This is a genomic window from Pseudomonas sp. LAM2023, from assembly GCF_016620375.1.
GTDB classification, from domain to species: domain Bacteria; phylum Pseudomonadota; class Gammaproteobacteria; order Pseudomonadales; family Pseudomonadaceae; genus Aquipseudomonas; species Aquipseudomonas anuradhapurensis.
The window spans coordinates 960,907-982,178 of record NZ_JAENHV010000036.1 but is presented as its reverse complement, the minus strand read 5'-3'; the positions used below and the strand labels follow the sequence as shown (position 1 = coordinate 982,178).

Genomic DNA, 21,272 nt, shown 5'->3' with positions numbered 1-21,272 from the left:
TCGAAGCTACCATTTTGGCCCTGTGGGGCTATTCCAAGCGTTGCTACAGTGGGCTCCAACAACCATCCACCCACTACGAGCAACTACCCCATGAACAACCGCCTTGATTACTTCAAACTGTCTCCCCAAGCGTCCAATAAACTGGTGGAGCTCACCCTGCAACTGAGCAAGAAGCCGCTACTGGCCGATCTTGCCCACCTGATCATGTTGCGCGCTTCGCAGCTCAACGGCTGTTCGTTCTGCGTGGATATGCATGTGAAAGAGGCCAAGATCCATGGCGAGCGCGAGCTGCGTCTTCACCACGTGGCCGTCTGGCGTGAGTCACAGCTGTTTTCGCCAGCAGAGCGGGCGGCGCTGGAGTGGACTGAAGCCCTGACCCAACTGCCGCCTCATGGTATCTCCAACAGCCTGTATGCGAGGGCGCGTGAGCAGTTTTCCGAGCAGGAGCTGTCGGATTTGTCGTTCCTAATCGTCGCCATCAATGGCTGGAATCGCCTCAATGTGGCTTTCCAGGCGATCCCGGGCTCGTCCGATGAACTCTTCGGCCTGAACAAGGCCAACCTCAACTGAGTAACTTGCTGATCAACGCGCCAAGCTGCTCGCCTGGAGCAGTCGTGGCGCAGTTGGTAAAACTCAGGAGCAGACCTGACTGACGCTGCGATGAGGCAGCCCAGCGCGACAACGCTTGTACCGACATGCCCCTCGCCAGCACCTGCTCGGCCAGGGCGGTGTCGCTTACGTCCTCCGGTAAACGCAGTACCAGGTGCATACCGCCTGGCGAGCGTTCCACCTGCATACCCTTCGGCAAACTCCGCTCCAGTGCTTCGATGGTCAATGCCCGTCGCTCGTTGTAGAGGCGGCGCATGCGTTGGATATGCCGAGCGAAGTGTCCCTCGGCAACGAACTCCGCCACCAAAGCCTGGGTAATTGACGGTGACCCGGCAGCAAACAAGGCCCGTCCGACGCGCTCGAACGCTGCCACCTGCGCCTGCGGCACCACCAGATAAGCCAGGCGAATACCGGGAAACAGCACCTTGCTGAAGGTGCCGGCATACAGCACGCGCCCATGGCGATCCAAGCTGGCCAGCGCTGGAAGTGGACGGCTGACGTAGCGGTACTCGCCGTCGTAATCGTCCTCGACAATCCAGCCACCGGTGCGGGCAGCCCAATCGAGTAGCAGTTGTCGGCGTGGCAGCGACAGTGCCATCGACAGCGGGCTCTGATGCCCTGGTGTCACCATGACAACCTGAGCAGCCCGAGAACCCGCGATGGCGTGTTCTACGTTCATGCCTTCTGCATCAACCGGCACCGCTTCCAGGTCCAGGCCGAACTGGCGAAGCACCTGGCGCGTAGTGGGATAGCCCGGGTCTTCCACCCAGGCGCACTCGCCTGGCTGCAACAGGGTATGTGCGACTAAGGACAGGCTATTGCGCCAACCGCTGGTGATAAACACCTGATGGGCACCACAATCGATACCTCGGGACACCTGCAGATACGAAGCAATGGCGCTGCGCAACGCTGCCAGGCCGTGGGGTGCTGGATAGTCCAGATCTCCCAGACGCATCCCACGGAGATACCGAGCACCGAGACGCGCCCAAATCTTGCGCGGAAATGCATCCAGCGCCGGTACCCCCATCTGGAACGGCAACAGCTGCGGTGGACGCCAGAGCGAATCAGGCGCGTCTTCGATCACTTGGCTGCTGACTGGCAATACGGTGGCCGCTGACACAGGCTTCTGCAGTTCAGGATTGATTACGGTGCCTTTCTGCCCGAGCGCCAGGAGGTACCCTTCGCTGGCCATCAGCGAATAGGCCAGTTCGACGGTGCCACGTGCCACCCCCAGCTCCTTAGCCATGGCGCGCGCCGACGGCAAGCGGTCACCGGGGGACAACGTGCCAGCGGCAACGGCGGCCAGCACGCGGTCGTACAGTTGACGATAAAGGGGCAAGGCGGACTGCTCTTCCAAGGGAGCAAAAGGCGGCTTGGGGGAGGTCATCATGGCCTAGTTCATATCCCATTTCTTGGATCAATCAAGTGGGTCAATGGTAGTCCAATATAGCTCCATCACCTACTGATGAGGGCACCTCCCATGAAATTCCCTTTGCTTAACTTCATACCCAGCGTGCTCGACCTGGCCGATACCGCCCTGCGTCCCTTGGACAGCACCCATGACCTGTGCAGCGCATTCCCGGTAATGCAGCAATTGCGCCCTCATCTGACGAGCGAAGCCGACTTCGTCAGCCGCATCGAGCGTATGCGCCTTGAAGGCTATCGCCTGATTGGCGCTTATGACGCAGGCGTTCTTGTAGCACTGGCTAGTTACCGCTTTCAGGAAAACCTGGTCTACGGCGCATTCCTGTATGTCGATGACCTTGTAACCGCCGAGGCTCAGCGGGGTGGCCAGTGGGGATCGCGCTTATTGCAAGCTTTGGAACGACTGGCGCGCGCCAGCGGTTGTGCACGCCTGGTGCTCGACACGGGTTTGGCCAACGCCCGCGCGCAACGTTTCTACTTCCGTGAAGGCCTGTTGACGGGTGCACTGCGCTTTCAAAAACAGTTCGATACGCCATAACCCGCATGCACATCCAAGAAGGCAGACCTCATGACATCGTCCCAACAGCCACTTGCTCCTTTGCGCATTCTTCGACTGGTCACCAGCCCCAATGCAGAGGCTTCGGAAAGTCTGAAGCTGTCCCAGCAGATCCTGTTCGCCTTGGCCACCGAGGCCGGCAGAAGGGGTATCCAGTTGACCGATTTAGACCTCAACACCGTGGCCCCAGTCGATGCCCCTTACGCCCAGGCATTAGCGAATCAACGCGTAGTCACGGCAAGTGGGCGGGACAGTACGTTGAGCCGTTCCAACGAATTGATCGACCAACTGCAAGCATGCGACGTACTGGTGATTGCCACGCCGATGCACAACTACAGCGTGCCCGCTCCACTCAAGATGTGGATCGACCACGTGGTACGCGTGGGCAAAACGTTTGTGGGCACCGCCAAAGGCAAAGTCGGAAATCTGACGGATCGTCCGGTTTACGTCGCAATCGCTAGCGGGGGCTACATCAACGGCCCACAGGCCCGTCAACCGGACTTTCTGCGCCCCTACCTGTCCGCCGTCCTTGCCACCATCGGTCTCACTCAGGTGCATTACTTCACCGTTGAGGGTACCGCCAAGGGGGGGGAGTCACTGAATACTGGAAGGGCAACAGGGTACGGTGATGTGCGGGCGTACTTTGTTAGGCATAGCCGTCGAGTGGATCAAGTCTAAAGTCCGCTTCAGGCCCGACATCTACTCCAAGTGTTTAGGTTTGCATCTCAACTGGGCCGTATGCCAACAAGCGGCCACGCTCTTCATCGCTCATACAAAGGAAAAGAAATCATGAATCGTCTCAATTGGTTTGAAGCTTCGCCTGGTGCAGCTAAGGCCCTCGGCGGCGTGCATCATTTCGTGACCACCGCGACAAATTTGCCAGCCTCGTTGATCCACCTCGTGTTTCTCAGGGTGTCTCAAATCAACGGCTGCGCTCATTGCATTGATCTTCACTCACGCGATCTGATCAAAGCAGGTATGTCAGTGGACAAGGTGCTGTTAGTGCCGGTATGGCATGAAGCGCAATATTTGTTCTCGGATCAGGAGCGCTCAGCACTGGCTTGGGCGGAAGAAGTCACCAGGGTAAGCGAGACACAGGTATCCGACCAAGCTTATGCAGCCGCATCGGCGATGTTTGTTGAAAAGGATCTTGTTGACCTGACAGCGGCGATTGCCGCAATGAATGCGTTCAACCGTATGGGCGTCAGCTTCCGACTCAAACCTGCGGCTAGGGCTTGATGACCTAGTGACTCGGCCTGGAGAGGTAATACTTCGGAGACGGCACCTCGCTCCTATCGCGTACCGTCTGCTTCAGGCCAATTGCTGCCCTTTCCGAACGACCGCTATGGGTCGAAAGCGGCCAGTCGCAAAGAAACGGCCAGCGATTTTACGGCTTCGCTATCCATTGCCGACTAATTGCTGCAGCCTACCTCCAGATGCTGAACATCCGCCCCAGGAGCTGTGGTAAATGGAAGAAATGGAAAAAATCGTCGCTCCAGGCGGCAGATTCGAAGTCAGGGTCGCCGCCTGGGAAGCGCGCAACAGCCAATGGGTGTATGTGCCCTCCCTCTTTGATACGCACACCCAGGCGGTCATTTTTGCATTCACCAACCCGCATTGGTCCATGGATCAGGCCACCTGGCGCAGTGATGCGACGGTTCATTTCGTGCTCCGGAAATTTCCGGGCGATCACCTCCCGGCGACACTGGAGCTCTTGGTGAATTGCGCCAATCAGACTGCGGCCGTGGGGGCAGGCGCCGAATACAGGCTTGCCGAGATCGAGCAGGCACTGGAGGCCGCATTCGAGAAAAAACCCAGTGCGTCCTGAGGATCGATCGGTCATCCCATCGGCCTTGCTCGCGCGCCCCCTGTAAGGCGATTGAACACCCGTGGGAAAGCCACGGGGGTTGAACACGCGCCCCTTGCCTACAACCTAAACGATTGCCGCATCGCCCGCGCCAGCAAAGTCACGGCGGCATCCCCGCCCGATGCCGGGCTGCGCACGAACAGGATGTCGTGGTCGGGAATGGCCGGCAGCCCCTCGAGGATCTGCATACGCTCGGTGACCTTGGCCCGGTCGATCACACTGATGGCCAACCCGGCCTCCACACAGGCTTTGACGGCCTGGTTGGAGTGGCTTTCAAGGATGATGCGCGAGCGGCGTCCCGAGGCCTTGAGTGATTCGACCATGGCCTCACGATAGGGGCATTGCAAGGCATGGGCAGCCAGCGGCAACGGGTCGTGAAGTACCGCTGCTGCGTTCATCGGCCCGACCCAGACCGGCGTGGTCGACAGCAGTCGCTCGGCATCGGGCCCGAGCGTGCCTTCGACCTGGGCGATGACCGCTGCCTGCAATTTGCCGCGCCGGACCAGCTCCCTCAGGGCATGGCTCGGCCCGGTCCTGAGTTCGAGCACCACATTCGGCCAGGCAGCGCTGAACATCGGCAGGATATCGCGAATCACATGAGCCGCGTATTCGTCAGGGACACCGAGCGTGATACGCCCGGCCAGATCCGGCCCGTGCAGCTCTGCCAGCACCTGATCGTGGGTGCGTAACAGCTCGGCGGTCGAATTCAGCAGCCGCCGGCCCAGGGCCGTCAACGATATGGACTGGTTGTCGCGATTGAGCAACCTGCCGCCGGCGACGGCCTCCAGGCGTTGAATGTGAACGCTGACAGCTGCCGGGCTTTTATGCAGCTGCTCGGCCGCAGCGCTGAATTTGCCGATGCGCACCACGGCATGGAAGGTACGCAGGAGGTCGATATCGAGCGTGGTCGCCATGATTCAATATCCGTAAAGAACTGCTGCACATATTTTTGATTTATCAGATTACGCCGATTTCGTAGTGTCGGGGTATGAACCAGCACCTGCCGATCCCGCTCCCCACGCCGACCCGTCGTCCCTGGCAGCGGGCCCTGCCGCTGCCCTTGCTTGAAGCCGGGCTGCTGCTGACCTGGAGTTCCGGGTTTATCGGCGCACGCTTTTCCATCGACCATGCCCCCGCCCTGCTGGTGGTGTTCTGGCGCTGCCTCGTGGTGAGCCTGCTGTTGTTGCCGTTCGTCTGGCGTGCCCTGTGTCATACGCCATTTGCCGTGTTGCTGGGCCACGCCGGCATCGGCCTGCTGGCCATGGCGGGCTACCTGACCGGCGTGACGCAGGGCATTGCCCTGGGTGTGCCCGCCGGTCTGGCCGCGTTATGTGCCGACCTGTTGCCGCTGGGCATGGCGCTTCTCGCAGCGCTGGTGCTGGGCGAGCGCCTGCCGCTGCAGGTGTGGGTCGGCCTGATCGTCGGGCTGTTGGGGGTGCTGTGGGTGACCCACGATGCGCTGATGCTGGGCACTGCACCGATGTGGGCCTATGGCCTGCCCGTGGCCGGCATGTGCTCGCTGGCGGTCGCCACGTTGTGGCAACAACGCATCGAGGTACAGCCGATGGGCCTGTTGCCCAACCTCTGGCTGCAGTGTTTCGTTTCCAGCTTCGCCTTCGCCGCCATCGAAGGCAGCCAACGCAGCCTGGCACCGGTTGCCAGCGCAGACTTTGCACTGAGCGTGTCGTGGACCGCAGTCCTGTCGACGCTTGGCGGCTATGGGTTGTACTGGGCCTGCCTGCGCAGGTCCTCGGCCACCCGTGTCGCCAGCGTGCTGTACCTCAGCCCGCCGATCACCCTGCTCTGGGCCTGGGCAATGTTCGATGAGCCGTTGTCCTGGCCGATGGCAGCGGGGATGGCGCTATCGGCGGTCGGCATCTGCCTGGTGGTACGCGCCGAGGCCCGGCAAGCCAGCCGCGATGAGCGCAAGCCCAACCACCCTACCCCTCGCTGAGGTGTCGGTGAGACTGACAGTAATGAACGTTGCCCGTGCAGTTTCGTAAGGCGCGTGCCGGGATGTGATTCTCTAGAGTGTGGCCCATCGGCCAGGCATGAGCGGGCAATAGCCCAGCTCCAGGAAACCTGGTCTGCCCGCGTATCGAACCGGAGTTGCCACACAGGATGCCCGTCATGTCTCGGATCGAAAGTGAAGCCACCGAACCCCGGCGCTGGTCGATGTTCGCCATCTTGCTGGTCGGCGCGTTTCTACCGCCGCTGGATTTCTTCATCGTCAACGTTGCGCTGCCCTCGATACAGGCCGACCTGGGTACAGATGCCTCTGCCGAGCAGTTGGTGATCGCGTCCTACGCGACCCTCTATGCCGTGACGCTGATCACCGGCGGCCGACTCGGCGACCTGTACGGTCGCGGCCGGATGTTTTTCATCGGCCTGCTGGGCTTCGCCGCTGCTTCGCTGCTGTGCGGCGTGGCGGCCACGCCATGGGTACTGGTGCTCGGGCGCGCCTTGCAAGGCGTGAGCGCCGCCGTGATGGCGCCGCAGGCACTTGCCTCGGTGCAGGCGATTTTCCCTGCAGCGGAAAGATCATTGGCCCTGAGCCTGTACGGCGCCGTGTTTGGCCTGGCGTCAGTGATCGGCCAGGCGCTGGGTGGCGTGCTGATCGCGCTCGACCTGTTCGGCATGGGCTGGCGCGCGATATTCCTGGTCAACCTGCCGATCGCATCGCTGGTGATTGCATTCGGTATCCCCCTGCTCAAGGACACCCGTGCGCTGCAAGCGAGCAAGCTGGACCTGGTGGGCACGGCGTTGTCGATGCTGGCCCTTGGCGCCCTGGTCGTGCCGCTGATCGAGGGCCGCGAAGCGGGATGGCCGTGGTGGGCGTGGCTGTCGCTCGCCGCTGCGCCTGTACTGGGGGCGTTGTTCTGGCGCTACGAGGCGCGCCTGCACCGCGCCGGCGGAACCCCTTTGCTGGCACCGGCCGCGCTGCAAGCCCCCGGGCTGGGCCGGGCGTTATCCATAGCGCTGTGCTTCTACGCCATTGGCGTGTTCTTCCTGCTGTTTTCCATCTACCTGCAAGGCGCACTGCATATGACCGCACTGCATGCCGGCCTGGTCTTCCTGCCGTTCGGCGCCGGCTTCCTGATCGGACCGCTCTCGGTTCCCCTGCTCAGGCGCGTGCTTGGCGGTTACGTGAACCCGCTAGGCATGGCGCTGGAGGTCATCGGCTTGCTCTGGCTGGGTTGGCTGATGTCAGTGACTCCCCCTGGCCTTGCCCCGCCTTTCACGTCCCTGGCGGTCATCCTGTTCCTGATCGGGCTGGGACAGGGCTTGGCCCTGCCGACGTTGATGCGCCTGGTCACGGGCCGGGTCGCACCGGCGTATGCCGGGATGATCGCAGGCATCACCAGCGCGACCTTGCAGATCAGCACCTCGCTGAGCGTGGCCGTCATCGGCGGCGTGTTCTACACCGTGCTGGGGGACCAGGTAACGGCAGCTCGTATCAGCCACGCCTTCATGGTCGCCGTGCTATGCATGGCCGCCTGCCTGGCTGTAGGGGTTGCGCTGAGCCTGACGTTGGCGCGGCAGCCGGCACCGCTGGCAGAGGCAGCGGCGATGCGCCCGAGCTGAGCGCCGGCAACCTGCTACCCCGCGCCGATCATGCTGGAGGCAAGGTCGGCCAGGGCGCGCAGCCGGTCCAGCTGACGCATGTCGCGGTGATAGCCCATCCAGATGTCCCGCCCCGGCGGTGGCTGATGCTCGTCCAGCAGCCGCAGGCCGGGTACCGAGTCGCCGAGCACACGTGGCAACACGGCAACCCCAAGCCCTTGTGCGCACATCTGTGCCTGAACCGTCCGGCTGCTGCTGGTGAACACGGTGCGGGCCTGCGGGTAACGCTGTTGTACCCAGTGCACATCCGGGTAATGAGCCTGGGCAACGTTCATCAGGATGAGCCCCAGCCCCTCGCCGTCCGGGTGTGGCGCCGGGGCACGCAATGCGGTGTAGAGCCCGTATGGCAAGGTCGTGAGCTTGCGCTGGACGATGTCAGGCTCGGTGAAGGGCACGATCCGGAAAGCGATGTCGGCATCGCGACGGGCAAGGTCGAACAGACGATGCCCGGCAATGACTTCGGGCACGATCAATGGATACCGTCGTGCCAGTTCGGCCAGCACCGGCGACAGCACGAGGCAGGCGAACCAGTCGGCCGAGGAGATGCGCAACAGCCCCTCCGGCTGATCGCCATGCCCCGCCAGGCGACGTTCGATGGCCAGCGCATTGTGCTCCATGGCGAGTGCCAGGTCGAGAATCCGCTCGCCATTGTCGGTGAGCACCAGCCCCTGGGCGGTACGCAGAAAGAACGCTTGCCCACTGGCCTGTTCGAGCACCTGCAAACGCCGACCGACCGTCGGGTGACTGACCCCCAACGCCTTGGCGGCCCCTCCCAACGAGCCACTGCGGGCAATCGCCAGGAAGATCCGCATGTCACTCCAGTCCATGCAGCCCTCTCGTGCCAGAATGCGTGATGGCAAGCCGCACCTCACCCGAGAGACCGAAACTTCGCGATATCGCGGCTTGGCGGCGCCCCGAACATCCGGCTGTACTCCCTGCTGAACTGTGACGGGCTTTCATAGCCCACCTTGAACCCGGCCGTAGATACATCAAGCCCCTCCGACATCATCAACCGGCGCGCATGCTGCAGGCGCAGTTGTTTCTGGTACTGCAAGGGGCTCATGGCGGTAACCGCCTTGAACCGATGATGTAGCGTGGAGTTGCTCAAATTGACGTAGCTGGCGAGCTCATCGATGCGCAACGGCTGCGTATAGTTAATGTTCAGCCATTCGATAGCCCGGGTGACGCGGTGGGTCTGGCTGTCGGCAATGGCTATCTCGTGCAAACGCTGGCCCTGCTGGCCTTTGAGCAGCCGGTAGAAGATTTCCCTAAGGGCCAAAGGTGCCAATGCCGGGATGTCCGATGGCGTATCCAGCAGACGCACCAGTCGCAACATGGCCTCCAGCAACGAGGCATCGATCCTGTCCAGGTACAGCCCGCGGTGGGGCGGTTGCCCTGGCACGCCGATCGGGCTGACGTCTGCGATCAGCTGAGCGATTTCCGCCGGGTCGATATCCAGGCGGATACAGAAATAGGGCAGCTCCGCCGATGCCTCAGTCACTTGCCCGGCCAGAGGCAGCGTCACAGAGACGACCAGGTAGTTCAATGGATCGTAGGTATAGCTCTCATCCCACAGCTGGACCTGTTTGCGGCCCTGCACGATTACGCATAACCCAGGTTTATGAACCGTGTGGATGACATCGGTTGGCGAGTCGCTGCGGATGAAGTGCAGCGGATCGATCGCTGTCGGGTACACGCCATAGGTCGGTGCGAAACGCTGCATGGTCGATGCCAGCTCGGCCCTGAGGCGGGTCAGCTCTTCATCCCGTTCAATCACCACCATTACCTCCCGTCAGGCTGTGCCGATTGCAGAGGATAGGTGGGTTTGCAGTAGTTTGGGTAGAGGCTCCAGCGAACACATTCAAATGCAAAAGCCCGGCGTCGCCGGGCTTCGTGGGAGGATAGCTCATGGGCATCAGACATAGCGGGAATGAACCGCATCATTTTCAGCCATTTGGCCAGCTTTGAGACGGTCCGAACCGTCCTCAGCCACCCGACGATCAATGAGGCGATCGGCACCTCCCTCCGCCACACGACGATCATTGAGACGATCAGCACCTCCCTCCGCCACCCGACGATCATCGAGGCGATCAGCACCTCCCTCCGCCACCCGACGATCATTGAGGCGATCAGCACCTCCCTCCGCCACCCGACGATCGTTGAGGCGATCAGCACCTCCCTCCGCCACCCGACGATCATTGAGGCGATCGGCACCTCCCTCCGCCACCCGACGATCATTGAGGCGATCGGCACCTCCCTCCGCCACCCGACGATCATTGAGGCGATCGGCACCATCCTCAGCCACCAGTGGCGCCATGGTGTGTTTGCAAGACTGCTTCCAAATGCCGATCTCCTTGGCGGGCAGCGCCATCGAACTTGCGCTCAGTACAGACAAGGCGATTCCAATCATCATGTGGTTGACTTGGTTCATGACAGCGTCTCCGTAATTGGCGATGGATTCGTTGCCGGTTTGTCAGTGCAAAGCGTGACGTTGATTCCTGAATACTGCAGGCGCGGTCGCTCTGATGGCCGGCGGCAGAAGCGGGTTCGCTTGCTGCATGGGCTCAGATTAAGGCCGCGGTGATACGGTCGTTATTTGTTTCCTGCGCGGAATTTGCTCATTCCTGCGCCGCGCGCTCCTGCAGGCACTTTGACTCGAGCACAGGGCATGGTTGGTGCGGGTCAACGATGCACATCCAAAACCAGTTTGCCGCGGGTATGTCCCCTCCGGCTCAGCGCCAGAGCTTGCGCCGCGTTGGAGAGCGGAACGACCTCAACTTCGATCTGAAGCTTCTCCTCAGCGAACAATTTCGCGATCTGCGCTAACTGGTGCCCGTCCGAGCGGGTAGCGAAATGCTTGCCAGCGACGCCGTGTTCGGCAGCTATCTGGGGGTCGGGTGCGCTGACGGGTGACACAAGTACCCCGCCTCGTTTGATAACTGTCCAGGACCGGGCTTGGGTTTCTCCGCCAACCAGGTCGAGCACCACGTCGACATCTGTGGCCAGTTCTTCGAACTGTTGCGCGGTGTAGTCAATGAATTGCTGGGCACCGAGTGACTCTAGATATTCTCGATTTCTGGCCGAACCCGTTGCCAATACGTAAGCGCCGGCCAGGCGTGCCAGCTGGACGGCGAAGCTGCCGACTCCCCCCGCAGCACCATGAATCAGTATTTTCTGGCCGGGTTGAAGGTTGGCCTGTTCATGCAGTGCTTGCCATGCCGTGAGCGCTGCGGCAGGAACACCACCGGCATGGAGGCGCGGTAGACTGGCGGGCTTATGTGCAAGCCTGTCGGCGGTTGTCAGAACCTGGGTCGCATAGCCGCCAACTATCCCTATGAAGCCGAACACCTCATCACCCACCCTGTATTCGCGAACGTTCTTTCCAATTGCTGCAACGGTGCCGGCAACCTCGACTCCGGGTGTATAAGGCAATGGCAGCGGGATGAACTGCTGCATGGCCCCGGAGACGATCTTCCAGTCGATCGGATTGATTCCGCTGCCGGCTACGTTGATCAGAACCTGATCATCGCTGGGCAGCAGATCTGGAAATTCCCGAAGCGCCAGCCCTTCAACCTGGCCGTACTGTGCAACCTGGATAGCTTTCATAAGTAGTTCCGCCTGTAGGTAATGATGTGTCTGGGCGTGTGGCGCCGCGCTTCGGTTACTGGCGACGCGCGTCGAAGCTGAAGCGGCCTGCGCCATAGGCGACGATCTGCAGCAAGCCACCGGCCATCGCGATGTTCTTGAAGAAGTGAATGAACTGATTCTGGTCGGCCAGGGCACCGTGGAAGATCGCTGCAGTAAGCACACTGAAAAGTGCCAACCCTGCAGCGACAATGCGGGTGCGATAGCCGGCAATCAGCGCTACGCCACCCGCCAGTTCCACCAGCACGGCCAGAGCCAACGCCAAAGTGGGAAACGGCAAACCGACAGCGTTGATGTAGCCGATCGTCATGGCCGGCGCACTTAGTTTGGATACGCCAGAAAGAATGAAAATCGCGCTGAGAAAAATGCGTCCTGCGAGTGCGGCAGCGCTGGCCGTTGCAAGCGAGGAGTGCGAGGCAGAACTGCTGGGAGTGGCGCTATCGGGCATGGCTTGTATTCCTTCAATGCAGCATTTCGAAATGAAACGCGGGTTGAAGGGAAGTGTGGGCCAGCGCGCCTTGGCTTAATAGCCGTTTAATTTCTGTGTTTATGTTCGAAAAAATAGAAAAGCTGCGTTCAAGCTGATGCCATCGATCCCTCATGCAGAATCGTGCATACCATCCGCAGGATCTGCATAACCCGGCCCAGCCCAGGCTTCTTACTCTTGCTTCACCACCTGCCTGTCGGCGGGGGTTTCTTCAGCCAGGAACAGGAGTGAGAAAATGCACGGCATTGAACAAAAAGTCATCGTGATCACCGGCGCCAGCAGTGGTATCGGCGAAGCAACCGCACGCTTGCTTGCCAGCAAAGGCGCGCGTGTGGTGCTGGGTGCCCGCCGCACCGATCGCCTGGAAGCACTGGCCAGGGAGATTCGTTCAGCAGGCGGCATTGCTGATGTCCTGGCGCTGGATGTCACCCGCCTGGATGACATGCAATCGTTCATCGACTTCGCCGTCGAACTGCATGGCCGCGTCGATGTGCTGATCAACAACGCCGGCGTCATGCCGCTTTCCAAGCTCGAAGCGCTCAAGGTCGAGGAGTGGAACCGGATGATCGATGTCAACATTCGCGGCGTACTGCACGGCATTGCCGCAACGCTGCCGCTCATGCAACAACAGCGTGACGGGCAGATCATCAACATTGCCTCGATCGGTGCCTACGCCGTGAGCCCTACCGCTGCGGTGTACTGCGCCACCAAATATGCCGTACGGGCTATTTCCGAAGGCTTGCGCCAGGAGGTGGGCGGTGACATCCGGGTCACCGTCATTGCCCCGGGCGTCACCGAGTCCGAACTGGCCGACAGCATTTCCGATGAGGGCGGGCGTGCCGAGATGCGCGAGTTCCGCAAGATCGCGATTCCAGCCTCAGCCATTGCCCGGGCGATCGCCTACGCCGTAGAACAGCCTGCGGATGTCGATGTCAGCGAACTGATCGTGCGCCCAACCGCAAGTCCATTCTGAATGCCCTGCCGACAGCGAGGAAAAGCCATGGCTGAACCATTTGGAGATCAGGACAAATACGTTGGCATGTGGGTGACGGCTGATGGCCATATTCGCCATGAACTATTGCCTGGCGGCCGCTACGACGAAGCCCGCGGAAGGCAACAAAGCGCCTATCAAGGTCGTTATTGGCTGGAGGGTGACCACATCGAGTATGTGGATGACACCGGGTTCACTGCTGACGGGGAGTTTCGCAGCAACGTGTTGTATCACGCGGGGATGATCCTTTATCCCGAGCGTTGAAGCGCAGGCCGGAATGGAGACATTCCGGCTTTTTTTATCGGCGTCGCTAAACTGGCGTTTTCCAGGCGACTATCAGCAAGAGAGGCGACGCTACCCATGAACGTCATCGAGCGGACTTCTGCCCATGGTCTGGAGGCCTATATCCGTGGGCAGCGGCTTGCCGCCTCGGATGTCCTGGCCGATCGCGACATGCTGGTGCAGATCTTCAACCGTGAGCGCGAACAACGTAGCTTCATCGTCCCCGCAGTTGCCGAGCCCCTGCTGGTATGGATCATCTCTGGAGACGCTACCGTGGTGGAACGCGAGCTTGGCGGCGAGTGGCAAAGCAGCCGGGTGGCCAGGGGTGATTTCTTCCTGACGACCTCGGCACAACCTTACGAAATGCGCTGGAAAGTGGACGGCACAGCACCCTTCGAAGTGATGCACATCTACCTCGGCATTCCGCTGCTGGAGAAAGCCATTCACGAGGTGTTGGGCGGCGTTGTGCAAGCGCTTCGCCTGCGTGAAGTCTCGGGCGGGCGTGACGATGAGTTGTCCGTTCTGCTGCAACAAGTGCAGCGGGAACTGACCGGGCAACGGCCCAGCCCGCTTTATCTTCAGGGGCTGGCCCAGTGCCTTGCCATTCACCTTGCGCGCAACTACCTGGACGACTCAGCGGACGATATCGTGCGCCGCAATGCCCTCCCCGCTTACAAGCTACGCCGCGTGTTGTCGGCAATGGAAGCCAACCTGGCCGGGGAATTCCAGCTCGGGCAGCTGGCCGAGATTGCCGGGATGAGCGAGTACCACTTCAGCCGGCTGTTCAAGAAGGCTGCGGGCTACTCGCCTTCCCAGTTCTTTATCCGGCTGAGGATGGCAAGGGCGCGGCAACTGCTTGTGGAAACGGACCGGAGCGTCATTGATATAGGGCTTGAGGTTGGCTACAGCAGCCCCAGCCATTTTTCCCAGGTGTTCAAACGAGAGGTTGGCGTTACGCCCACTCAATACCGCAAGTAGCGAGTGGGGCAACGCCATCCACAGGTTCCGGCGAGCATCACCCCACTGCGACGCTCATGCCGCCGTCGGCCATGACCACCGAACCGACAATGAAGCTGGCGCGCTCCGATGCCAGGAAGGCGACGATTTCGGCGATTTCCTGCGGTGCTGCCGCCCGGCCGATAGGCGCAGACTTGCCGTGCTCCTGCAAGAAGCCGCGACCATCCTCCATGAAATGGTTCAAGAGGTTGGTCACCACGTCACCGACGCCAATGGCGTTGACCCGGATGCCATGTTCAATCGCCTCCAGCGCCTGGGTACGGGTCAATTGCGCCAGTGCGCCCTTGGACGCGGTGTAGGCCGCGATACCGGGGAAGGCGAAATAGGAGGCGTAGGAGGCAATATTCACGATCGCCCCGCTCTTGTTCTTGATCATTTCCTTCATCGCTTCCCGGGAATGCAGGAACGCCCCCGTCACGTTGGTTTGCATCTGCCATTCCCAGTCTTCGCGGGTCATCTCGAGCAGCGGTTTGTACAGAATGCGACCGGCGTTGTTGACCAGCACGTCCAGCTTGCCAAAGTGCTCGACCGCAAGCGCCACTGCCTGCTCGGCAGCACCGTCGACCGTGATGTCAGCAACAAACGGAACAAGGCCAGCACGCTCGAGTGCGTTGACTGCGGGGTCGATGTCCTCGGCGATCACCTTCGCACCGCGAGCGTGAAGGAGTTCGGCGGTGGCCTTGCCGATGCCGCTGGCCGCGCCGGTGACCAGCACGACTTTGCCTGCCACTTCGTTTGGGGTTGGGGTGAAGTCGGTCATTTTCTCGTCTCCAAGTCAGGAATGGGTTGTCGCTTTCGACGGTGCCAATTTCTTCCTTTTCGACGTAGGCCGCCCTGGCGACCTTGCTCTGGCTGTCGGAGTTTTGCTTGTTTCGACCTGGGAGGTCTGGTTCCACTCAGGTGGACACTTCAGAGTTCGCCAGCTTGCTGGCTGAAGCGCTCGATGAGCCACCGCCCCGCCGGCCCAGGCGGTGAGTCAGTGCGGTAAATAGCATCAAATGCGTAAGCGCCGCCTTTGCAATCAGGCAGATCGAGTTCGACCAGGTGCCCTGCATCGAGGTCCGCTTGCACCATGGCGACCGGCATATTGCCCCAGCCGATGCCTTCCTTGAGCAACATGTGCTTCGCGCCCAGGTCCGCGAGCCGCCACGTGTGCGGGCTCACCACGGCAAAATCTCGGTCGCCGGTCAGCGCTGATCGGTCTGATAGCACCAGCTGAACGAAATTTCGCGCCGCACCCGGTTCATTGCCGCCGCCGCTGGCGAGTGGGTGCGCGGGGGCAGCGACGGGTACCAACTGCACGCTACCCACGCCGACACGCTCAAGGCCATCACGCCCGATGTCCAGCGGGCCGCTGATCCCGATCGCAGCTTGCTTTTCGATAACCCGCTGAGTGACCGCACCCAGTGCTTCCATGTGAAGGTGCAAGGTCACCGTTGGAAATACCTGGCTGAAGGTCTTGAGCGCATCTACCACCCGCTCTGCAGGTAACATCACGTCTAGCGCAAGGTGAACTTCTGCTTCAAGCCCATGCAATAGCCCGGACACCTTCGAGCGCAGCCCGTTAACGCCGTTGATGATCGTTCGTGCTTCGGCAAGCACGGTTCGTCCAGCCTCAGTCAGCTGTGGCTTGCGTGTGGTGTTGCGGTCAAAAAGCGATACGCCAAGCTGCATCTCCAGGTTTGAAATGGCATAGCTCACTACCGAAGTAGCGCGGTGCAGTGTTCTTGCCGCACCGGCGAAGCTTCCCACCTCTACAACCGTCAGGAACACTTTCAACTGGTCCAGGGTCGGGGTGCCAGGGTCCGAAATCATTTTCACCCGCTCGAGCATGTTGGATTGCAGCATCCTATTTGCGGCTCAACCCTATGTCGATAACGTGGTGATCGCCAGTTATCAGCAAATCGCTGGCACCGGGGGGGTGATCTGCCGTCCACGGGCTCTATCAGCCACTATCGGGCCCAGCGTCATGACATCTAGCCACTCACCCTTGACCCACGCCCTCCGCGCGCCACATGCTCGGCCACACCACCCACGCTCAAGGAACGATTGCATGAAGCTGGAAACCCTCGCCATCCACGCAGGCTTCAGCCATGACCCGGCCACCCGGGCCGTGGCCGTGCCGATCTACCAGACCACCTCGTTCGCCTTCGACGACACCCAGCACGGCGCCGACCTGTTCGACCTGAAGGTCGCCGGCAACATCTACTCGCGCATCATGAACCCTACTAACGACGTGCTCGAACAGCGCATGGCGGCGCTGGAGGGCGGGGTCGGTGCGCTGGCGGTGGCCTCGGGCATGGCGGCCATCACCTACGCCATCCAGACCGTCGCCGAAGCGGGCGACAACATCGTCTCGGTGGCCAAGCTGTACGGCGGCACCTACAACCTGCTGGCGCACACCCTGCCGCGCATGGGCATCCACACCCGCTTTGCCGCGCATGACGACATCGCTGCCCTGGAAGCCCTGATCGACGAGCGCACCAAGGCGGTGTTCTGCGAGTCCATCGGCAACCCCGCCGGCAATATCGTCGACATCGCCGCGCTGGCCGAGGCCGCCCACCGCCATGGCGTACCGCTGATCGTCGACAACACCGTGGCCACCCCGGTGCTGTGCCGGCCGTTCGAGCATGGCGCGGACATCGTCGTGCACTCGCTGACCAAGTACATCGGCGGCCACGGCACCAGCATCGGCGGCATCGTCATCGACTCCGGCAGGTTCCCCTGGGCCGAGCACAAGGCGCGCTTCGCCCTGCTCAACACCCCCGACCCGTCCTACCACGGCGTCACCTACACTGAAGCCTTCGGCCCGGCCGCGTTCATTGGCCGCTGCCGCGTGGTGCCGCTGCGCAACACCGGCGCCGCGCTGTCGCCGTTCAACGCCTTCCTGATCCTGCAAGGCCTGGAAACCCTGGCCCTGCGCATGGAACGCCACACCGAGAACGCGCTCAAGGTCGCCCGCTACCTGCAAGCCCACGAGCAGGTCGCCTGGGTGAAGTATGCCGGCCTGCCCGACCACCCCGAGCATGCCCTGGCGCAGCGCTACACCGGCGGCAAGCCGGCGGCGATCCTGTCGTTCGGCATCAAGGGCGGCCAGGCGGCCGGGGCGCGCTTCATCGATGCGCTGCAACTGGTGGTGCGCCTGGTGAACATCGGCGATGCCAAGTCACTGGCCTGCCACCCCGCCTCCACCACCCACCGCCAGCTCAACGACGAAGAGCTGGAAAAGGCCGGCGTGCCGCGCGACATGGTGCGCCTGTCGATCGGCATCGAGCACAGCGACGACATCATCGCCGACCTGGCCCAGGCCCTCGAGGCCAGCCGCGGCTGACCCTTCCGCGCCCCACCCAATGCCGACGGCGGGCGCACCTCGTGCAAAAGCGGATTCCCTTGCAATGACCCTGTTCTACCTGAAACTCATGGTGACCCCGCTGCTGATGTGGGCCATTTCCCTCGCCTCGCGGCGCTGGGGTGGCCTGCTGGGCGGGCTGTTGTCCGGCCTGCCGGTTACCTCGGCGCTGGTAATGACCTTCCTGTGCCTGGAACAAGGCACCGCCTTCGCCCTGGGCGCAGTACCCGGCGCGCTGGGCGGCCTGGCCGCAGTGCAGGCCACCTACACGTTCTACCTGTTCGCCACGCGCAGGCTCGGCATTGCCCCGGCCGTGTTGCTGGCAATCCTGGTCTACGGCCTGGCTGCCTACGCGTTTACCCACTGGGGCAGCCTGTACCTGTCGATTGGCGTGGCGCTGCTGCTGATCGGCGTATTGATACGCGCCAGCGGCCGCGAGCCCAGACCGGACACCCTCGTCCGCCCCCGGCATCGCTATTGGGAGATCCCCCTGCGCATGGTGTCGGCAACCGCGCTGCTGATGCTCACCACCCGGTTGGCCAGCTGGCTGGGGCCGGCGACCAGCGGGATGCTGGCGCCGATCCCGGTCATTGCCTGGCCGCTGGTGGTGTTCGCCCACGTGCAGCATGGCCGCGCCGGGATGGCGGCGATGGTGCGCGGCAATGCGATTGGTGCGGTGGGCGTGATTGCGTTTTATCTGGTAATGGCAGGATTGCTCGATGCCTGGGGCGTTGCCATTGCCATCAGCCTGGCCATGGTTTGTGCCGTGGGGCTGACCGTTGGGTTGGCGGGCGTTTTGCGGCGAGGATGACATGTCGGGCCGCCCTGTCGCGTTGAAACTGAATGCGCGCGCGCTCCGCTTACCCTGTAGGAACGGCTTTAGCCGCGAAAAGTCCAATGCGGTGCATGGCGCCGGCTGCGCCGGTGTTCGCGGCTAAAGCCGCTCCTACACGCTCTGCCTGTCATCATCAGCCAGGCCATCATCCGCCTGGCCATCGCCGCCCTCCTCTTCGTTCATGAGCGGGTCGTCATCAGGGTCGGGGATGGTCGGCCGATCGGGGTCAACTGCCGGGTCGGGTGAAGTGGGCAAGTCAGGGTTGGTACCGCCTTGTGCACTCGGATCGGGGTTCATCGCTGCATACCTCTCAAGAAAACTGTGTGAACCATCTTCGGGCCACCCATCAACGCGATTGCGGATGCTCGGCAGAAACCGAATTGTTGGCTTCCACATCCTGCATTTCTTCCTCGACTGGGCCCTCGTCATCTGCAGATAACGGGACTTCCCCGTCACCGCTGCCGGCCTGCTCGTCTTGGGTCCTTGCGCTGCCATTGTCCCGATCCAGCTGCCCGTCCTGGTCCGAGCCGGGGTTGCCTGGCGGCGGGTCCCAATCGACGGGGCGATTTTTGGACCAGGCCTCGCCGACGCCGGTCTCGGGTGCGGTTGGTGCAGATGCCTCGGGGCCGTTCTGGTCGATTGCCATGAGCGTTCTCCTGGTTTGGCGCAATGAAAGCGCACTTACAGGTGTGAGGGAGCGCTGCTTGCGGGAGTGCCTGGGGTTCGACCGGTGGCGCGAAAAGCCGGGGTACTGGGTGCGCGGGGCATGTTGGCGGATGACTCGGGAAAGCCCGCCAGGCCGAGCCTGGCGGGGGCAGCTGATGGGGCTGAGTCAGGCCAGCGCCTCGCGGCTGTGCTGGCCATCGACCAGGCGCTGCAGGCCCAGCGGGTTGGCGTTTTTCAGGGCGTCGGGCAGCAGCGCATCGGGGTAATCCTGGTAGCACACCGGGCGCAGGAAGCGGTCGATGGCCAAGGTGCCGACCGAGGTGCCACGCGCATCGGACGTGGCCGGGTACGGCCCGCCATGCACCATCGCATCGCACACTTCCACGCCGGTCGGGTAGCCGTTGACCAGCAGTCGCCCGGCCTTGCGCTGCAGCACCGGCACCAGCGCGGCGAAGCGCTGCAAGTCTTGCGGCTCGGCAATCAGGGTGGCGGTCAGTTGCCCATGCAGGGCTTGCACGGCGCGGCGCAGTTCGGCTTCGTCGGCCACTGCGACGGCCACGGTCGCCGGCCCGAAGACCTCTTCCTGGAGCAAGGCGTCACCGTTCAGCAGCAGGCTCACGTCGGCCTGGAACAGCTGTGCCTGGGCCTGGTCACCCGCCTGTTCGGCACCGGCCAGATGGCGCACGCCCGGGTGCTGGTGCAAGCGTTGCACGCCTTGGGTATAGCTGCGCAGGGTGCCGGCATTGAGCATGGTCTGCCCGGGCTGGTCGGCCAGTTGCGCGCCAAGCGCGGTGAGGAAGCTGCTGAACGCTTCGCCAGCGATACCCAGCACCAGCCCGGGGTTGGTGCAGAACTGCCCGCAGCCCAGCACCACCGAGCCGGCCAGTTCCTTGGCCACCTGCTCGCCCCGGGCCTGCAAGGCCGCCGGCAATACCAGCACCGGGTTGATGCTGCTCATTTCGGCGAACACCGGGATCGGCTGCGGGCGCGCCGCCGCCAGCTCGCACAGGGCACGGCCGCCTTTGAGCGAGCCGGTAAAGCCCACCGCCTGGATCGCCGGGTGGCGCACCAGCGCTTCGCCGACACCGGCACCGTAGATCATGTTGAACACGCCGGCAGGCATGCCGGTGGCGAGCACGGCGCGCTCGATCGCCTCGGCCACCTGCTCGGCGGTGGCCATGTGGCCGCTGTGCGCCTTGACCACCACCGGGCAGCCGGCGGCCAGCGCTGCGGCGGTGTCACCGCCGGCGGTAGAGAAGGCCAGCGGGAAGTTGCTGGCGCCGAACACCGCCACCGGGCCGACACCGGTGCGGTACTGGCGCAGGTCCGGGCGTGGCAGCGGCTGGCGCTGTGGCTGGGCGCGGTCGATGCGCGCGCCGAGGAAGTCGCCGCGGCGCAGCACGTTGGCGAACAGGCGCATCTGGTTGCTGGTGCGCGCCCGTTCACCCTGGATGCGCCCGGCCGGCAGCGCGGTTTCGCGGCACACGGTGGCGATGAAGGTGTCGTCCAGCGCATCCAGCTGGTCGGCAATGGCATCGAGGAACTGCGCACGGCGCTGCGGCGCCATGCCGTTGAATTCGGCAAACGCCGCTTCGGCTGCCTGCGCGGCGGCGTCCACTTCTTCCGGGGTGGCCTGGGCAAAGGCCAGCGGCAAGGCTTCGCCGGTACGCGCATCGAGGCTGTGCAGGCGCACGCTGCCGGCGGCGCTGCGCTGGCCGCCAATGAAGTTGCTTCCAGACATGGTTGGCTCCTGTAATGAGGAAAGAAGATTCAACGGTTCATGTCAGCCATGGAGTGCACATGCCCCCCATGTCAGCAGAACCCCTGTGGGAGCGGCTTCAGCCGCGAACACCGGCGCAGCCGGTGCCATGCACCGCGCCGGGCCCTTCGCGGCTAAAGCCGCTCCCACAGGTATGCGG

The 21,272-nt window shown here is 62.5% G+C and carries 24 protein-coding genes; 12 read left to right on the top strand and 12 right to left on the bottom strand.

The window, feature by feature from the left end; all coding sequences use genetic code 11:
• Nucleotides 1-90: 90 nt before the first annotated feature.
• Complete coding sequence (locus tag JKP78_RS24210; protein ID WP_058639944.1) at nucleotides 91-570, top strand: carboxymuconolactone decarboxylase family protein; 480 nt, start codon at nucleotides 91-93, stop codon at nucleotides 568-570.
• On the opposite strand, the gene pdxR is transcribed toward JKP78_RS24210, so the two are convergent.
• Nucleotides 563-1,999 carry a MocR-like pyridoxine biosynthesis transcription factor PdxR gene (pdxR, locus tag JKP78_RS24205; RefSeq protein WP_012314954.1) on the bottom strand — a complete coding sequence of 479 codons (1,437 nt, stop codon included), beginning with the start codon at nucleotides 1,997-1,999 and terminating at the stop codon, nucleotides 563-565. The two genes, JKP78_RS24210 and pdxR, sit on opposite strands and share 8 nt — an antisense overlap.
• A gap of 90 nt (nucleotides 2,000-2,089) precedes the next feature.
• Between pdxR and JKP78_RS24200 the strand changes: the two genes are divergently transcribed.
• The 4 genes from JKP78_RS24200 (at nucleotide 2,090) to JKP78_RS24185 (ending at nucleotide 4,418) form a co-directional block, all read left to right on the top strand.
• The gene (locus JKP78_RS24200; RefSeq protein WP_186690428.1) at nucleotides 2,090-2,572 is read left to right on the top strand and encodes a GNAT family N-acetyltransferase; all 483 of its coding nucleotides are present in this window, start codon (nucleotides 2,090-2,092) and stop codon (nucleotides 2,570-2,572) included.
• Between the two features lie 30 nt (nucleotides 2,573-2,602).
• Nucleotides 2,603-3,268 (top strand): FMN-dependent NADH-azoreductase, encoded by a 666-nt coding sequence (locus JKP78_RS24195; protein ID WP_186690430.1) that lies wholly within the window; start codon nucleotides 2,603-2,605, stop codon nucleotides 3,266-3,268.
• A 111-nt stretch (nucleotides 3,269-3,379) separates the two neighbouring features.
• Nucleotides 3,380-3,829 carry a carboxymuconolactone decarboxylase family protein gene (locus JKP78_RS24190; protein WP_186690432.1) on the top strand — a complete coding sequence of 150 codons (450 nt, stop codon included), beginning with the start codon at nucleotides 3,380-3,382 and terminating at the stop codon, nucleotides 3,827-3,829.
• A 229-nt stretch (nucleotides 3,830-4,058) separates the two neighbouring features.
• Entirely contained in the window at nucleotides 4,059-4,418 is a 360-nt protein-coding gene (locus JKP78_RS24185) for a hypothetical protein (protein WP_186690434.1), read from the top strand.
• Between the two features lie 98 nt (nucleotides 4,419-4,516).
• Here JKP78_RS24185 and JKP78_RS24180 read toward each other — a convergent pair whose 3' ends face one another.
• Nucleotides 4,517-5,371 (bottom strand): LysR family transcriptional regulator, encoded by an 855-nt coding sequence (locus JKP78_RS24180; protein ID WP_200627912.1) that lies wholly within the window; start codon nucleotides 5,369-5,371, stop codon nucleotides 4,517-4,519.
• A 74-nt stretch (nucleotides 5,372-5,445) separates the two neighbouring features.
• Here JKP78_RS24180 and JKP78_RS24175 point away from each other — a divergent pair, with 74 nt between their 5' ends.
• Entirely contained in the window at nucleotides 5,446-6,411 is a 966-nt protein-coding gene (locus JKP78_RS24175; protein WP_200627911.1) for a DMT family transporter, read from the top strand.
• A 176-nt stretch (nucleotides 6,412-6,587) separates the two neighbouring features.
• Nucleotides 6,588-8,042: an MFS transporter gene (locus tag JKP78_RS24170; RefSeq protein WP_186690440.1), complete on the top strand. Its 1,455-nt coding sequence runs from the start codon at nucleotides 6,588-6,590 to the stop codon at nucleotides 8,040-8,042.
• 14 nt (nucleotides 8,043-8,056) lie between these two features.
• Here the strand turns inward: JKP78_RS24170 and JKP78_RS24165 are convergent, their stop codons facing one another.
• From JKP78_RS24165 to JKP78_RS24145, 5 genes are all read right to left on the bottom strand, one after another.
• Entirely contained in the window at nucleotides 8,057-8,908 is an 852-nt protein-coding gene (locus JKP78_RS24165) for a LysR family transcriptional regulator (protein ID WP_186677363.1), read from the bottom strand.
• Between the two features lie 41 nt (nucleotides 8,909-8,949).
• Nucleotides 8,950-9,864: an AraC family transcriptional regulator gene (locus JKP78_RS24160; protein ID WP_200627910.1), complete on the bottom strand. Its 915-nt coding sequence runs from the start codon at nucleotides 9,862-9,864 to the stop codon at nucleotides 8,950-8,952.
• A gap of 132 nt (nucleotides 9,865-9,996) precedes the next feature.
• Nucleotides 9,997-10,494 carry a phage infection protein gene (locus JKP78_RS25550; protein ID WP_275967707.1) on the bottom strand — a complete coding sequence of 166 codons (498 nt, stop codon included), beginning with the start codon at nucleotides 10,492-10,494 and terminating at the stop codon, nucleotides 9,997-9,999.
• A gap of 269 nt (nucleotides 10,495-10,763) precedes the next feature.
• On the bottom strand, nucleotides 10,764-11,687 hold the full coding sequence (locus JKP78_RS24150) for an NADP-dependent oxidoreductase (protein ID WP_186677370.1): 924 nt from the start codon (nucleotides 11,685-11,687) through the stop codon (nucleotides 10,764-10,766).
• A gap of 55 nt (nucleotides 11,688-11,742) precedes the next feature.
• Nucleotides 11,743-12,174, bottom strand: coding sequence for a DoxX family protein (locus JKP78_RS24145; protein ID WP_186690443.1), 432 nt, complete (start codon nucleotides 12,172-12,174; stop codon nucleotides 11,743-11,745).
• Nucleotides 12,175-12,448: 274 nt separating this feature from the next.
• Here JKP78_RS24145 and JKP78_RS24140 point away from each other — a divergent pair, with 274 nt between their 5' ends.
• From JKP78_RS24140 to JKP78_RS24130, 3 genes are all read left to right on the top strand, one after another.
• Nucleotides 12,449-13,186 carry an SDR family oxidoreductase gene (locus JKP78_RS24140; RefSeq protein ID WP_186690444.1) on the top strand — a complete coding sequence of 246 codons (738 nt, stop codon included), beginning with the start codon at nucleotides 12,449-12,451 and terminating at the stop codon, nucleotides 13,184-13,186.
• 27 nt (nucleotides 13,187-13,213) lie between these two features.
• Nucleotides 13,214-13,468: an Atu4866 domain-containing protein gene (locus tag JKP78_RS24135; protein WP_186677376.1), complete on the top strand. Its 255-nt coding sequence runs from the start codon at nucleotides 13,214-13,216 to the stop codon at nucleotides 13,466-13,468.
• 96 nt (nucleotides 13,469-13,564) lie between these two features.
• The gene (locus JKP78_RS24130; RefSeq protein ID WP_186677378.1) at nucleotides 13,565-14,464 is read left to right on the top strand and encodes an AraC family transcriptional regulator; all 900 of its coding nucleotides are present in this window, start codon (nucleotides 13,565-13,567) and stop codon (nucleotides 14,462-14,464) included.
• A 37-nt stretch (nucleotides 14,465-14,501) separates the two neighbouring features.
• Here the strand turns inward: JKP78_RS24130 and JKP78_RS24125 are convergent, their stop codons facing one another.
• Complete coding sequence (locus JKP78_RS24125; protein WP_186677388.1) at nucleotides 14,502-15,263, bottom strand: SDR family NAD(P)-dependent oxidoreductase; 762 nt, start codon at nucleotides 15,261-15,263, stop codon at nucleotides 14,502-14,504.
• 149 nt (nucleotides 15,264-15,412) lie between these two features.
• Nucleotides 15,413-16,318, bottom strand: a complete 906-nt coding sequence (locus tag JKP78_RS24120) for a LysR family transcriptional regulator (protein WP_186677477.1) — start codon at nucleotides 16,316-16,318, stop codon at nucleotides 15,413-15,415.
• A 238-nt stretch (nucleotides 16,319-16,556) separates the two neighbouring features.
• Between JKP78_RS24120 and JKP78_RS24115 the strand changes: the two genes are divergently transcribed.
• The gene (locus JKP78_RS24115; RefSeq protein WP_186690445.1) at nucleotides 16,557-17,834 is read left to right on the top strand and encodes a bifunctional O-acetylhomoserine aminocarboxypropyltransferase/cysteine synthase; all 1,278 of its coding nucleotides are present in this window, start codon (nucleotides 16,557-16,559) and stop codon (nucleotides 17,832-17,834) included.
• 64 nt (nucleotides 17,835-17,898) lie between these two features.
• Entirely contained in the window at nucleotides 17,899-18,663 is a 765-nt protein-coding gene (locus tag JKP78_RS24110) for a hypothetical protein (protein ID WP_200627906.1), read from the top strand.
• 135 nt (nucleotides 18,664-18,798) lie between these two features.
• Here the strand turns inward: JKP78_RS24110 and JKP78_RS24105 are convergent, their stop codons facing one another.
• The 3 genes from JKP78_RS24105 to JKP78_RS24095 form a co-directional block, all read right to left on the bottom strand.
• Nucleotides 18,799-18,984, bottom strand: a complete 186-nt coding sequence (locus tag JKP78_RS24105) for a hypothetical protein (RefSeq protein WP_186690447.1) — start codon at nucleotides 18,982-18,984, stop codon at nucleotides 18,799-18,801.
• A 49-nt stretch (nucleotides 18,985-19,033) separates the two neighbouring features.
• Nucleotides 19,034-19,333, bottom strand: a complete 300-nt coding sequence (locus JKP78_RS24100) for a hypothetical protein (RefSeq protein WP_186690448.1) — start codon at nucleotides 19,331-19,333, stop codon at nucleotides 19,034-19,036.
• Nucleotides 19,334-19,519: 186 nt separating this feature from the next.
• Complete coding sequence (locus JKP78_RS24095) at nucleotides 19,520-21,094, bottom strand: aldehyde dehydrogenase (NADP(+)) (protein ID WP_200627904.1); 1,575 nt, start codon at nucleotides 21,092-21,094, stop codon at nucleotides 19,520-19,522.
• Nucleotides 21,095-21,272 lie beyond the last annotated feature (178 nt).